This window comes from Burkholderia sp. AU19243 (assembly GCF_018148075.1).
GTDB classification, from domain to species: domain Bacteria; phylum Pseudomonadota; class Gammaproteobacteria; order Burkholderiales; family Burkholderiaceae; genus Burkholderia; species Burkholderia latens_A.
The window spans coordinates 319,109-333,785 of the sequence record NZ_JAGSTV010000003.1; the positions used below are offsets into that span (position 1 = coordinate 319,109).

At 68.1% G+C, this 14,677-nt stretch carries 11 protein-coding genes; 10 read left to right on the plus strand and 1 reads right to left on the minus strand.

All coding sequences use genetic code 11. The annotated features are described in order from the left end of the window. The first annotated feature begins 273 nt into the window (after nt 1-273). On the plus strand, nt 274-1,869 hold the full coding sequence (locus tag KDW55_RS07700) for an ABC transporter substrate-binding protein (RefSeq protein ID WP_212160875.1): 1,596 nt from the start codon (nt 274-276) through the stop codon (nt 1,867-1,869). A gap of 190 nt (nt 1,870-2,059) precedes the next feature. After that, nucleotides 2,060-3,703, plus strand: a complete 1,644-nt coding sequence (locus KDW55_RS07705; protein WP_212160820.1) for an ATP-binding cassette domain-containing protein — start codon at nt 2,060-2,062, stop codon at nt 3,701-3,703. A gap of 16 nt (nt 3,704-3,719) precedes the next feature. Here KDW55_RS07705 and KDW55_RS07710 read toward each other — a convergent pair whose 3' ends face one another. Continuing rightward, a complete protein-coding gene (locus tag KDW55_RS07710) occupies nt 3,720-4,799 on the minus strand; it encodes an MBL fold metallo-hydrolase (RefSeq protein WP_212160818.1) in 1,080 nt (359 codons plus the stop codon). A gap of 327 nt (nt 4,800-5,126) precedes the next feature. On the opposite strand from KDW55_RS07710, the gene aceK reads away from it, so the two are divergent. The 8 genes from aceK (at nt 5,127) to bioD (ending at nt 14,653) form a co-directional block, all read left to right on the plus strand. After that, a complete protein-coding gene (gene aceK, locus KDW55_RS07715) occupies nt 5,127-6,947 on the plus strand; it encodes a bifunctional isocitrate dehydrogenase kinase/phosphatase (protein ID WP_059544657.1) in 1,821 nt (606 codons plus the stop codon). 66 nt (nt 6,948-7,013) lie between these two features. Continuing rightward, nucleotides 7,014-7,781, plus strand: coding sequence for a carbonate dehydratase (can, locus tag KDW55_RS07720; RefSeq protein ID WP_040142249.1), 768 nt, complete (start codon nt 7,014-7,016; stop codon nt 7,779-7,781). A 220-nt stretch (nt 7,782-8,001) separates the two neighbouring features. Then, nucleotides 8,002-8,679, plus strand: coding sequence for an SDR family oxidoreductase (locus KDW55_RS07725; RefSeq protein ID WP_040144806.1), 678 nt, complete (start codon nt 8,002-8,004; stop codon nt 8,677-8,679). A 39-nt stretch (nt 8,680-8,718) separates the two neighbouring features. Then, a complete protein-coding gene (locus tag KDW55_RS07730) occupies nt 8,719-9,156 on the plus strand; it encodes a YchJ family protein (RefSeq protein ID WP_069241809.1) in 438 nt (145 codons plus the stop codon). A 107-nt stretch (nt 9,157-9,263) separates the two neighbouring features. Further along, entirely contained in the window at nt 9,264-10,538 is a 1,275-nt protein-coding gene (locus tag KDW55_RS07735; protein WP_212197912.1) for a CocE/NonD family hydrolase, read from the plus strand. 784 nt (nt 10,539-11,322) lie between these two features. Continuing rightward, nucleotides 11,323-12,666: an adenosylmethionine--8-amino-7-oxononanoate transaminase gene (gene bioA, locus KDW55_RS07740; RefSeq protein ID WP_059544650.1), complete on the plus strand. Its 1,344-nt coding sequence runs from the start codon at nt 11,323-11,325 to the stop codon at nt 12,664-12,666. Next, a complete protein-coding gene (gene bioF / locus KDW55_RS07745; protein WP_212160817.1) occupies nt 12,663-13,937 on the plus strand; it encodes an 8-amino-7-oxononanoate synthase in 1,275 nt (424 codons plus the stop codon). Before bioA ends, bioF begins: the two co-directional genes overlap by 4 nt. Beyond that, complete coding sequence (bioD, locus tag KDW55_RS07750) at nt 13,934-14,653, plus strand: dethiobiotin synthase (RefSeq protein ID WP_040142256.1); 720 nt, start codon at nt 13,934-13,936, stop codon at nt 14,651-14,653. Before bioF ends, bioD begins: the two co-directional genes overlap by 4 nt. Nucleotides 14,654-14,677 lie beyond the last annotated feature (24 nt).

A 14,677-nucleotide genomic window follows, 5' to 3' on the forward strand; every position in this document is an offset into this window, starting at 1 on the left:
CATGTATTGCGCCGGGTCGCCGGCTATCCGGCTTTGTCCCGCCCCCGCGCCGTCGTCGCGCGCGACGCCCGCGCCGCCTTCCCCGCCGCCACAACACGCATTCCGTCGCGAACGCAGCCGTTTTTCGCCTAATTCGCCGCGTTCCGACGCCTTTTCTCACGCCGCACGCGCTTTGACGGTATGCTATCCGGCAACCGCGCCGGTCCGTCCTCCGCCGGGCCGCGCCAGCATTCCGGCAACCGGCAAAAAATCAGAAATCACATGGGAGAACCTATGCAGGTCAAGCTGTTCGCCGCGGCCGCGCTCGCCGCCGCTCTCGCCGCCCCGGGCCTCGCCGTCGCCAAGCCGCTCACCGTGTGCACGGAATCGAGCCCGGACGGCTTCGACGTCGTCCAGTACAACTCGCTCGTCACGACCAATGCATCGGCCGACGTGATCTTCAACACGCTCGTGTCGTACGACGAAGCCGCGAAGAAGGTCGTACCGGCGCTCGCCGACAAGTGGGAAGCAAGCGCCGACGGCCTCACGTACACGTTCCACCTGCGTCCGAACGTCGCGTTCCAGACGACCGACTACTTCAAGCCGAGCCGGCCGCTGAACGCGGACGACGTCGTGTTTACGTTCTCGCGGATGCTCGACGACGCGAACCCGTGGCACAAGGTCGCCGGCGCGAGCGGCTTTCCGCACGCGCAATCCATGGGCCTCGTGAAGCTCGTGAAGTCGGTCGCCAAAGTCGACGACAACACGGTGAAGTTCACGCTGAACGAGCCGAACGCGACGTTCGTGCCGATCCTGACGATGGGCTTCGCGTCGATCTACTCGGCCGAATACGCGGACCAGCTGCTGAAGGCCGGCAAGCAGGCCGACCTGAATGCGAAGCCGATCGGCACCGGCCCGTTCGTGCTGAAGAGCTACACGAAGGACGCGCTGATCCGCTACGACGTGAACCCGTCGTACTGGGGCGCGAAACCGAAAGTCGACCGGCTGATCTACGCGATCACGCCCGACCCGTCGGTGCGCATGCAGAAGGTGAAGGCCGGCGAATGCCAGATCGCGCTGTCGCCGAAGCCGCAGGACGTGCTCGCCGCGAAGGGCGAAAGCGCGCTGAAGGTCGTGCAGACGCCGGCGTTCATGACCGCGTTCGTCGCGCTGAACACGCAGAAGAAGCCGCTCGACAACGACAAGGTGCGCGAGGCGCTGAACCTCGCGTTCGATCGCTCGACCTACCTGAAGGTGGTGTTCGACAACACGGCCACACCCGCGAACAACCCGTATCCGCCCAACACGTGGAGCTACGCGAAGGACATCGCGCCGTACGCGTACGATCCGGCGAAGGCGAAGCAGTTGCTCGCGCAGGCCGGCTTCCCGAACGGCTTCTCGACGACGATCTGGACGCGCCCGACCGGCAGCGTGCTGAACCCGAATCCGAAGGCGGGCGCCGAACTCCTGCAGGCCGACCTCGCGAAGATCGGCGTGAAGGCCGAAGTGAAGGTGATCGAATGGGGCGAGCTGATCAAGCAGGCGAAGCTCGGCCAGCATGACATGCTGTTCATGGGCTGGGCCGGCGACAACGGCGATCCGGACAACTATCTGTCGCCGTTGTTCAGTTGCAACGCCGTCAAGTCGGGCATCAACTTCGCGCGCTTCTGCGACGCGCAGCTCGACAAGCTGATCGCGGACGGCAAGTCGACGGCCGATCAGGCCAAGCGTGCGAAGCTGTACGAATCGGCGCAGAAGATCATCCACGACCAGGCGCTGTGGATTCCGCTCGGCTATCCGACCGCCGCCGCGCTCACGCGCCCGAACGTGAGCGGCTATCGCGTCAGCCCGTTCGGCCGCCAGAACTTCGCGGCGGTGTCCGTGCAATAACCGCGCGTGGGGCGCAAGCGACGGCGCACGTGCCGCTCGCTTGCGCGCCTCGCGCCGCGCTTGCTACACTGCGCGCTCATTCCTCATACCGGACGCCAGCCAAAGTGAACAACTAAGCCTTCCCAAAAATGTTTTCGCCGCCGTGCCACGCACGCCGCGCGAAGGGTTTCACACATTTTCGGAGGTGCTTATGGCTGCTGCCACGCCGACCGGCGCGCTCGTCGCGCTTCATCACGTTTCCTTCCGCTTCGACGACGGCGCCACGCTGTTCGATTCGCTCGACCTTTCGATCGACCGCACGCCGACAGGCATCGTCGGCCGCAACGGCGCCGGCAAGAGCGTGCTCGCGCAATTGATCGCGGGCCGGCGCACGCCGAGCGCGGGCACGATCGAGCGTCACACGCCGGTCGTGTACGTCGCGCAGCAGCATGACGACACGCTGGCCGGCGGCCTGCGGACCGTGGCCCAGATCGCCGCGCTCGATGCGCCGCTCGCGGCGCTCGCGCGTCTTGCGGACGGCCGCGCGAGCCAGCACGATTTCGACCTGATCGGCGATCGCTGGGATCTGGCCGAGCGATTGCGCGCCGCGCTCGACGCTGCGGGCCTGCACGACGTGCACGCCGACATGCGCGCAGACGCATTGAGCGGCGGGCAATTGGCGCGCGTCGCGCTGATTGGCGCGTTGCTGTCGGATGCCGGGCTGCTGGTGCTCGACGAACCGACGAACCATCTCGATGCGCCGGGCCGCGCGTGGCTGCGCACGGCGCTCGACGGCTGGCGCGGCGGGGTCGTGCTCGTCAGCCATGATCGCGCGCTGCTCGCGCACGTCGAGCGCATCGTCGAACTGACGCCGCACGGCCTGCGCACGTACGGCGGCAACTATGCGCTGTACCGCGCGCAGCGCGACGCGCAGCAGGATGCCGCGCAGGCCGCGCTCGATCATGCGCGCGCCGAGCGCGGGCGCGTGCGGCGCCGGCTCGAACAGGAACACGACTCGATCCAGCGCCACGCGGCCGGCTCGCTGCGCGACGCGAAAACGGTCAACTTGTCATCGATGGCGCGCCAGAGGCGCAAGGGCGCCGCGCGCAGCATCATGGGACCGGTACGGCGTCAGCAGACGGAATCCAAGGCGGCACTCGACGCGCGCGTGCACGACGCAGCCGCACGCGTCGACGCCGATGCACCGGTACTCGTGTCGTTGCCGGGCACCGAGGTCAGCGCGCACCGCCAGTTGTTCACGCTCGAACGCGCGCAATTGCCATGGGCCGCCGCGGGGCGCGCGGACGCGCTCACGTGGTCGGCCAGCGGCCCCGTGCGCATCGCGCTGACGGGCCCGAACGGCTGCGGAAAATCGACGCTGCTGCGCATGCTCGCCGGCGAACTCGCGCCACGCGCGGGCGCTTGCACGACGTACGTGAGCGCCGCGTATCTCGACCAGCGGCTCGCGCTGCTCGATCCCGATCGTTCGATCGTCGAGCAATTGGGGCGCCTCGGCACGCCGCTCGCCGAAGGCGATCTGCGCAGCCGCCTCGCGCTGCTGCAACTCGATGCCGCACGCGCGACGCAGCCGGCGCGCCGCCTGAGCGGCGGCGAGCGGTTGAAGGCCGCGCTCGCGTGCGCATTGTGGCGCGCCACGCCCGCGCAGTTGCTGCTGCTCGACGAGCCGACCAATCACCTCGATCTCGAATCGGTGCGCGCGATCGAAGCCGCGCTGGCCGGCTTTCCGGGCGCGATCGTGGTCGCGTCGCACGACGCCGCGTTTCTCGCGGCACTCGAACCGACGCACACGATGCAATGGCAGCGCGACGGGTGGCGCTACGAGCCCGTCGCGTAGCGGTGACGATGCGCGCTCAGCGCGCGGCGCGGAAGCGAAGCACGCCGTCGTCGCCTTGCTCGCGCACGAGTTCGCCCGCGAGCCACAGCAGGTTCAGATGCGCGAGCGCCTCGCCGAGCGCGAACGTCATCTGATGGATGTCGAGTTCGCGGCGGCGGAACATGATCGGCACGATGTCGGCCGCGCTGGCCGGCTGCTCCGCGCACGCAACGCGCACTTCGTCGAGCCGCGCGTCGTGGTGCGCGCGCAGTTGCGCGATGCGCGTGCGCACGCCGCGGAACGGCTTGCCGTGCGACGGCAGCACGAGCGTGTCGGGCGCCATCGTCTCGTAGCGGCCCAGCGATTCGAGGTACAGCGCGAGCGGGTTCGCTTCCGGTTCGAGATCGAACACCGACACGTTGGTCGAGATCCGCGGCAACACCATGTCGCCGGAGATCAGCACGCCATCCGCATCGCTGTGGAGTGCGCAATGTTCGGGCGAATGGCCGTAGCCCGTCACGACGCGCCACGTGCGCGCGCCGATCTTCACCGCGTCGCCGTCGCGCAGGCGGCGATAGCGCGGCGGCACGGCCGGCACGAGATCGGAGTAGTAGCTGCGGCGGTTGCGCAGCTTGTCGAGCGCGACCGGGTCGGTCAGCCCGTGCCGCGCGAAGTGATCGGCCGCGGCCGCGCCGCCTGCATTGGAGCCATTGCCCGCGGCCATCAGGCAGCCGAACAGGTATTCGCCGAGCGTCATCCACAGCCGCACCTTCCAGCGGCCCTTGTCGCCGCCTTCGCAGATCCAGTTCGCGAGGCCGAAGTGATCGGGATGGCAGTGCGTGACCAGCACGCGCAGCACCGGCAGCCCGTCGAGACGCGTATCGAAAATATGTTCCCAGTGCGTACGGATCGCGTCCGACGAAATCCCGCAGTCGACGATCGTCCAGCCGGCCTGTCCGTCGATCTCGTCACGCAGCAGCCACAGGTTGATGTGGTCGAGCGAAAACGGCAGCGGCATGCGCAGCCAGCGGACGCCGGGCGCGACCTCGAACGTGTCGCCCGCGGCGGGCAGCGTGTCGGCGAAGGGGTAGTCGAGTTGGTGTTCCAGTGCGTTCATCGGTGGGGTGTCTCGTCGTTATCTGGCCGGATGCGGCTGCGCATGCGGAGGAGGCGCGCACGCGCGGCGCCGCGGCGGGCAACGCGCCGATTCTATCGCCGTCGCGCGAAACGCGCGTCCGACCACCGCCGGCCGCTGCCAAAAAAGTTCGTGCCAGAATGGGTTCCGTACCCGCATCTTTACGCGAAGATGCACCGAACGCCCCGTAACGGCGAATAAGCTGCCGATTGTCGGCGCTTGGCGCCGGACCCCGAAAGTCATTGAAACGCCGACTTGGGCGCTAAAATGGCGAGTGCTTACAGTCCCTCTCGAACGAGCCTGCACGCAATGAATCATTTCCCCAAATTGCTGTCGTCGCAGATCGGTTTCGACGTCGCGCAGACGATGCTCGAGTACTTCGACCGCCACTACCGGATCTTCCGGGAAGCGGCCGTCGAAGCGAAGACGCTATACGAGCGCGCCGACTGGCACGGGCTGCAGCGGCTGGCGCGCGAGCGCATCACGTCGTACGACGATCGCGTAAAGGAGTGCGTGGAGGTACTGCAGGACGAATACGACGCGGAGGACATCGACGACGAAGTGTGGCAGCAGATCAAGCTCCACTACATCGGCCTGCTCACGTCGCACCGCCAGCCCGAGTGCGCGGAAACGTTCTTCAATTCGGTGTGCTGCACGATCCTGCACCGCTCGTATTTCAACAACGATTTCATTTTCGTGCGGCCGGCGATCTCGACCGAATACCTGGAGAACGACGAGCCGGCCGCGAAGCCGACCTATCGCGCGTACTACCCGGCCACCGACGGGCTCGCGGCCACGCTCGAGCGCATCGTCACGAACTTCCAGCTCGAACCGCCGTTCGAGGATCTCGCGCGCGACACCGGCTGCGTAATGCAGGCGATCGCCGACGAATTCGGCCAGTTCGACGAAGCGCAGAATTTCCAGATCCACGTGCTGTCGTCGCTGTTCTTCCGCAACAAGAGCGCGTACATCGTAGGCCGCATCATCAACGGCGATCGCGTGCTGCCGTTCGCGGTGCCGATCCGGCACGTGCGCCCGGGCCTCCTCGCGCTGGACACCGTGCTGCTGCGCCGCGAACAGCTGCAGATCATCTTCAGCTTCTCGCATTCGTATTTCCTCGTCGACATGGGCGTGCCGTCCGCGTACGTGGATTTCCTCTGCACGATCATGCCGGGCAAGCCGAAGGCCGAGATCTATACGTCGGTCGGCCTGCAGAAGCAGGGCAAGAACCTGTTCTACCGCGACCTGCTGCACCATCTGTCGCATTCGAGCGACCGCTTCATCGTCGCGCCCGGGATCAAGGGCCTCGTGATGCTCGTGTTCACGCTGCCGTCGTTCCCGTACGTGTTCAAGATCATCAAGGATCACTTCCCGCCGCCGAAGGAAACGACGCGCGCGCAGATCATGGAGAAGTACCAGCTCGTGAAGCGCCACGACCGGCTCGGCCGGATGGCCGACACGCTCGAGTATTCGAGCGTCGCGCTGCCGATCTCGCGGCTCGACCACGCGCTGGTGCGCGAACTGGAAAAGGAAGTGCCGTCGCTGCTCGAATACGAGGACGACAATCTCGTGATCAAGCACCTGTACATCGAGCGCCGGATGACGCCGCTGAACCTGTACCTGCAGAACGGCACCGACGCCGAGGTCGAGCACGGCGTGAAGGAGTACGGCAACGCGGTGAAGGAATTGATGAAGGCCAACATCTTCCCCGGCGACATGCTGTACAAGAACTTCGGCGTCACGCGCCACGGCCGCGTGGTGTTCTACGACTACGACGAGATCGAGTATCTGACCGACTGCAACGTGCGGCGCGTGCCGCCGCCGCGCAACGAGGAAGACGAACTGTCGGGCGAACCGTGGTATACCGTCGGCCCGCACGACATCTTTCCCGAAACCTACGGCCCGTTCCTGCTCGGCGATCCGCGCGTGCGCGCGGTCTTCATGAAGCATCACGCGGACTTTTTCGAACCCGCGCTGTGGCAAGCCAGCAAGGACAAGCTGCTGCAGGGCGAGTTGCCCGATTTTTACCCTTACGACGTGTCGCTGCGCTTTCGCGAGCGCTACCCGGCGCGCTTCGACGAGACGGCAGACGCCGGCGACGGCGACACCGCCGCGCAGCGTGCCGCGTGATCCACGGCCGATACGACCCGATCCAAACCCTTAGCGCCGCGCTTTGCGCCAACGGAATCCACACCGATGAACACGCCAGACAATCCGCTTTCACATCTGTTCGACAACAACGACGCGTGGGTCAAGCGCCAGCTCGCCGACGATCCCGAATTCTTCGCGCGTCTTGCCGACCAGCAGGCGCCGGAATATCTGTGGATCGGCTGCTCGGATTCGCGCGTGCCCGCGAACCAGATCATCGGCCTGCCGCCGGGCGAAGTGTTCGTCCATCGCAACATCGCGAACGTCGTCGTGCACAGCGACCTGAATTGCCTGTCGGTGATCCAGTTCGCGGTCGACATCCTGCGCGTCAAGCACATCATGGTCGTCGGCCATTACGGTTGCTCGGGCGTGAATGCGGCGCTGCACAACCGCCGCGTCGGCCTCGCAGACAACTGGCTGCATCACGTGCAGGACGTGCGCGAACGCCATGCGGCGCTGCTCGACGAATGGCCGGTCGGCGAGGCGCGCTATCGGCGCCTGATCGAGCTGAACGCGATCGAGCAGGTCGTCAACGTGTGCCGCACGACGATCGTCAACGATGCATGGGCGCGCGGCCAGTCGCTGACCGTGCACGGGCTCGTGTACGGCGTGCACGACGGCCGGATGCGCAACCTGGGGATGTCCGTATCGAACTTCGACGCGCTCGATGCAACCCACAAGCGCTGCGTCGCGGCGCTCACCGCGCGCGGCCAGCATGCGCCGGACAACGACATGGTCGCGGCCGACGCCGCGCGGCTCGAAGGCGTCGCGCAGGCGGTTGCCGAGACGCTGAAGCCGTGCAGCGACGCGCAGTAACGGGCGCCATTGGCGGCGCGGGGACGCACGGCGAGCACGATGCGCGCTCGCGAGTCGGCGGGCCGCACCTGCCGCCGTGCCTACCGTCGTGCCTGCCGCCGTGCCGCATCCGTCACGTCACGCGGCTGCATACGCACCGTAACCGCGCGCGCGGGGCATCGAACCGATTTGACACCGACACACTGCCGCGACGGCGGTGCAACGCAAAGGAGCGGCGAACATGAAAACCGTACTGATCGTCGGCGCATCGCGCGGCCTCGGACGCGAATTCGTCCGGCAATACCGGCGCGACGGCTGGAACGTGATCGCGACAGCGCGCGACGATGCGTCGCTCGCGGCGCTGCGCAGCCTCGGCGCGCAAGCGCATGCGCTCGACATCGCGCAGCCCGAACAGATCGCGGCGCTCGGCTGGAAGCTCGACGGCGAGCGGCTCGACGCGGCCGTGCTGGTGTCGGGCGTGTACGGGCCGCGCACCGAGGGCGTCGAGACGATTTCCGCGGAGGATTTCGACGCGGTCATGCATACGAACGTGCGCGGACCGATGCAATTGCTGCCGATTCTGCTGCCGCTCGTCGAGGACGCGCGGGGCGTGCTGGCCGTCGTGTCGAGCCGGATGGGCAGCATCGCGGAGGCAACCGGCACGACCGGCTGGCTGTACCGCGCGAGCAAGGCTGCGCTGAACGACGTGCTGCGCATCGCATCGCTGCAGACGCGCCACGCCGCATGCATTTCGCTGCATCCCGGCTGGGTGCGCACCGACATGGGCGGCGCGCAGGCGGCGATCGACCCGGAAACGAGCGTGACCGGCATGCGCCGCGTGATCGCCGAGGCCGCCGCGGACGTGCCGCAGGCCAACGGCCGCTTCTTCCAGTACGACGGCGTCGAGCTCAGCTGGTAAACCCGCATCAGAACCTGGCGTCGTTAATTCCCGATTCGCATGATTTTGAACCGACCTGACGCGTGCCCGTGCGGCGGCGCGTCCCCGAACCCGGCCGGCAAAGCCCAGCCGCCGCGCTACGCGGCCTGTTGCGGACGCTTCATCGACGGTGGCGCCGCGGCGCCCACCGCGCTCGAGTTGATGCGCTCCAGGTACACCGCTTACGTGCTCGGCGCGACCGACTACCTGCGCGCGACCTGGGATGCGCGCACTTGCCCGGCCGATCTCGATGCCGACCCGAATGCGCGTGACGCGCCGCGCTGGCTCGGCCTGGCGGTCAAACGGCACGACCAGCTCGACGAACGTCGCGCGGAAGTCGAGTTCGTGGCGCGCTACAAGGTTGGAGGCCGCGCATACCGGCTCCACGAGACGAGTCGCTTCACTCGCGACGAACACGGTTTCTGGCGCTATGTGGACGGCGAAGTAAGTGAACGCTGACAAATAGTTGCTGTGTCAGACGCCGGGTAATTCCTGCATTGCACAACCGGAATTTGTCGGGCTACGATGGCCGTCAGATTGGTCATGTTGCATGGCAGGGCTTACGAATGGCGTTCAGCAAGGTATTGGTGGGATGGATGGCGGCCTGTGCGCTGTCGGCCGCTCAGGCCGGTACGCTGTCGAACGCGAATGCCGGCGCGGCCGCAGCCGGCGGATCGCTCGCCCATGCCGAGCGCTTCGATTACGGCGACTCGGGCCTCCCGCAGGTCGCCGCGAACCTCAATGAGCAGATCGTCAGCATTCCGGCGGATGCGTCGGGCTCCGTCATGCTCGAGGCCACGCTGTTCAAGCCGGACGGCCCCGGCCCGTTCCCGCTCGTCGTCTTCAATCACGGCAAAAACACCGGCGATCTCCATCAGCAGCCGCGCAGCCGGCCGCTCGCGTTCGCGCGTGAATTCGTGCGCCGCGGCTACGCGGTGATCGCGCCGAACCGCCAGGGTTTCGCCGGGTCAGGCGGCACGTATCAGCAGGAAGGCTGCAACGTCGGCAAGAACGGCCTCGCGCAGGCCGCCGACGTCGCGGCGACCGTGCGCTACATGTCGCATCAGCCGTACATCGACGCATCGCGCATCGTCGTCGCGGGCACGTCGCACGGCGGACTCGTTTCGGTCGCGTACGGCACCGAAGCAGCGCCCGGCGTACGCGGCATCATCAACTTCTCCGGCGGACTGCGTCAGGATCTCTGCGACGGCTGGCAGCGCAACCTCGTGGACGCGTTCGACCAGTACGGCGCGCGCACGGCCGTACGCTCGCTGTGGCTCTACGGCGACAACGATTCGGTGTGGACGCCCGCGCTCGTCGCGCAGATGCACAACGCGTACGTGTCGCACGGCACGCAGGCGCAGTTCATCGATTTCGGCCGCTACAAAGATGACGCGCATCGGCTGATCGTCGATCGCGACGGCGTGCCCGTGTGGTGGCCGGCCGTGCACGCGTTCCTCGCGGATCTGAATCTGCCGACGTCGGTCCGCTATGCGGTTGCCAATCCGCATGAGCCGAATGCGACCGGCTACGCGTCCATCGACGCGGTCGATGCGGTGCCGTTCCTCGACGAGGCCGGCCGCGAAGGTTATCGGCGCTTCCTGAGCCAGCATCCGAGCCGCGCGTTTGCGGTGTCGTCGGAAGGTGCGTGGTCGTGGGCCGAAGGCGGCGACGATCCGATGGCGCTCGCGCTCGACAACTGCTCGAAGCAAGGCGCCGGCACCTGCCGGCTGTATGCGGTGAACGACCGCGTCGTGTGGAACGGCAACGCGACGCAGACGGCCGACAACGACAATACCCGCAAAAACGACGCCGATACGCGCGCGCTGGCTTCACGGTGACGCCGCGCGTTGCGCGCGTCGAGTGACGCGCTCCACATCGGACTTTTCCTTCATTTTCCTGTTTCCTGAGCGCTTTGGCGCGCCGCGACGGCATGCGCGGGCCCGTTCCTGCGCGCATGTCTGCTTACGCCCGTCTCCCGCTTTCGCGGGCCTTGTGTCGCGGCTGAGTCCCGGGCTCGTTCGGCGTTCGGCGTTCGGCGTTCGGCGTTCGGCGTTCGGCGTTCGGCGTTTGGCGTTTGGCGTTCGGCGTTCGGCGTTCGGCGTTTGGCGTTTGGCGTTTGGCGTTTGGCGTTTGGCGTTTGGCGTTTGGCGTTTGGCGTTTGGCGTTTGGCGTTTGGCGTTTGGCGTTTGGCGTTCCCGTTCCCGGTCACTGTTCGCCGGTTCGCCGGTTCGCCGGTTCGCCGGTCGCCGGTCGCCGGTCGCCGGTCGCCGGTCGCCGGTCGCCGGTCGCCGGTCGCCGGTCGCCACCAGCATCGCTCTCGTCAGCGCCCGATTTCTATTGCTGGCCCCTATTTTCATCCCCCTGCCGCGCCGCCTTTGCGCCGATTTTTTTCTGTCGGGGGGTGTCACTCGAACGTCGCCATCTGCTGCGATTTCGCTGCATCTGGCGTGTACCGTTCCGAGCACCGCCGAACTGCGCGGAACTCCCGCCCGGCAAGGCTTTGCGCGGTTTGTAACCGGTAGTGCAACACGCCGCGGAACACGCTAATCTCAGCGCGTTTTCCGTCTGTCGCCGCGCGGTATCCGCTTCGATACCCGCCGCCGTTTGATCCCCGGAGTTGCCTTGAGTACGCCAGCCACCGATGACTGGGTCGCGCGCAGCCTGCGCGCGGTCTGGCATCCCTGCACCCAGATGAAACACCACGAGCGCCTGCCGCTGATTCCCGTCGCCCGCGGCGCGGGCGTGTGGCTGTACGACCGCGACGGCCGCCGCTACTTCGATGCAATCAGCTCGTGGTGGGTCAACCTGTTCGGCCATGCGAATCCGGACATCAACGCGGCGTTGAAGAACCAGCTCGACACGCTCGAACACGCGATGCTCGCCGGCTGCACGCACGAGCCGGCGATCGAGCTCGCCGAGCGGCTGCATGCGCTCACCGGCCGGACGCTCGGCCATGCGTTCTTCGCGTCGGACGGCGCATCGGCGGTCGAGATCGCGCTGAAGATGAGCTTCCACGCGTGGCGCAACCGCGGCCGCGCGGACAAGCGCGAATTCGTGTGCGTCGCGAACGGCTATCACGGCGAGACCATCGGCGCGCTCGGCGTGACCGACGTCGCGCTGTTCAAGGACGCGTACGACCCGCTGATCCGCAACGCGCACGTGGTCGCATCGCCCGACGCGCGCGGGGCGCTGCCGGGCGAGACGGCCGCGGACGCGGCCGGCCGCGCGCTCGCCGACGTGCGCCGCCTGTTCGCCGAACGCGCCGACCGGATCGCCGCGCTGATCGTCGAGCCGCTCGTGCAGTGCGCGGCCGGCATGGCGATGCACGATCCGTCGTACGTGCGCGGGCTGCGCGCCCTGTGCGACGAATTCGGCGTGCACCTGATCGCCGACGAGATCGCGGTCGGCTGCGGCCGCACCGGCACGTTCTTCGCCTGCGAGCAGGCCGGCGTCTGGCCCGACTTCCTGTGTCTGTCGAAAGGCATCAGCGGCGGCTACCTGCCGCTGTCGCTGGTGCTGACCCGCGACGACGTGTTCGCGTCGTTCTATGACGACGACACGACGCGCGGCTTCCTGCACTCGCATTCGTACACGGGCAATCCGCTCGCGTGCCGCGCGGCGGTCGCGACGCTCGACCTGTTCGCGCGCGACGACGTGCTCGCCGCGAACGCGCGCAAGTCGGACGCGATGCGCGCCGCCCTTGCGCCGCTCGCCGCGCATCCGCAGGTGCGCCACCTGCGCGAGCGCGGCACGCTGTTCGCGTTCGACCTCGCGCTCGACGGCGACGCCGCGCGCGGCTTCTCGCGGCGCTTCTTCGAGCGTGCGCTCGAACGCGAACTGCTGCTGCGCCCGATCGGCACGACCGTCTACCTGATGCCGCCGTACGTGATGAACGACGACGACATCGCATGGCTCGCGCAGCGCACGCGCGACACGCTCGATGCAACGCTCGCGGAGGCCGCATGACGTCGAACGCCCTCCTCGGCGCGCTGCAGCGCGGCCTCGCCGAACTCGATGCGCAGGGCCTGCGCCGCGTGCGCCGCACCGCCGACACCGCGTGCGATGCGCACATGCGCGTCGACGGCCGCGACATCGTCGGCTTCGCGAGCAACGATTACCTTGGCCTCGCCGCGCACCCGGCGCTCGTCGCCGCATTCGCCGAAGGTGCGCAGCGCTACGGCTCCGGCAGCGGCGGCTCGCATCTGCTCGGCGGCCATTCGCGCGCGCACGCAACGCTCGAAGACGAGCTCGCGGGCTTCGCTGGCGGCTTCTCCGACGCGCCGCGCGCGCTGTACTTCAGCACCGGCTACATGGCAAACCTCGCCGCGATGACCGCGCTGACGGGCAAGCACGCGACGATCTTCTCCGATGCGCTGAACCATGCATCGCTAATCGACGGGATCCGGCTGTCGCGCGCGAACGTGCAGGTCTATCCGCACGCGGACATGGCCGCGCTCGCCGCGCTGCTCGATGCGTCGGGCGCCGAAACGAAGCTGATCGTCAGCGATACGGTGTTCAGCATGGACGGCGACATCGCGCCGCTCGCCGAGCTCGTCGCGCTGGCCGAGCGCCACGGCGCGTGGCTCGTCGTCGACGACGCGCACGGCTTCGGCGTGCTCGGCCCGCAGGGCCGCGGCGCGCTCGCGGCCGCCGCGCTGCGCTCGCCGAGCCTGCTCTACGTCGGCACGCTCGGCAAGGCGGCCGGCGTTGCGGGTGCGTTCGTCGTCGCGCACGAGACGGTGATCGAATGGATGATCCAGCGCGCGCGCAGCTACATCTTCACGACGGCCGCGCCGCCGGCGGTCGCGCACGCAGTATCGGCAAGCCTGAAGGTGATCGCCGGCGATGAAGGCGACGCGCGACGCGCACATCTCGCCGCGCTGATCGAGCGCACGCGCGCGCTGCTGCGCACGACCCGCTGGCAGCCGGTCGACTCGCACACGGCCGTGCAGCCGCTCGTGATCGGCAGCAACGACGCGACGCTCGCGGCGATGCGCTCGCTCGACGCGCACGGCCTGTGGGTGCCCGCGATCCGGCCGCCGACGGTGCCGGCCGGCACGTCGCGGCTGCGGATCTCGCTGTCGGCCGCGCATTCGTTCGACGATCTCGCGCGGCTCGAAACCGCGCTGATCGAAGCCAGCGAGGGGCTGCGCCCGTCTCATGCCGACGCGCATTCGCTGTCGCCGGAGGGCACTGCAGCGCCCGTTGCGGCGGCCCGGCGGGAGACTGCCGCATGAACGCGCCGCTTTCGCTCTTCGTCACGGGCACCGACACCGAAATCGGCAAGACGTTCGTATCGGCCGCGATGCTGCACGCTTTCGCGCGCCACGGGCTGCGCGCGGCCGCGCTGAAGCCCGTCGCGGCCGGCGCGTATGAGCGCGACGGCGTGTGGCGCAACGAGGACGCCGATCAGCTCGACGCGGCCGCCAACGTCGTGCTGCCGCCCGAACTGCGCACGCCGTTCCTGCTGAAGGCGCCCGCCGCACCGCACATCGTCGCCGCCCACGAAGGCGTGACGCTCGACATCGGCACGATCGTCGCGAGCCATCGCGAAGCGCTGACGCGCGCGGACGTGGTCGTCGTCGAAGGTGTCGGCGGCTTTCGCGTGCCGCTGAACGACACGCAGGACACGGCCGATCTCGCGGTCGCGCTCGGCCTGCCGGTCGTGCTCGTCGTCGGCGTGCGGCTTGGCTGCATCAGCCACGCGCTGCTCACGGCCGATGCGATTGCCGCGCGCGGCCTGACGCTCGCCGGCTGGGTCGCGAACCACGTCGATCCGGCGATGTCGTACGCCGACGAGAACGTGGCGACGATCCGCGACTGGCTCGCGCGCGAGCATCGCGCGCCGCTCCTCGGCCGCATCGCGCACATGAATCCGGCCGCCCCCGAATCCGCCGCGGCGATGCTCGACATCGCCGCGCTCGTCGACACGCTGCGCGCCGCGCAGCGTTGACGCCCCGATCCCAGCATTCACCAA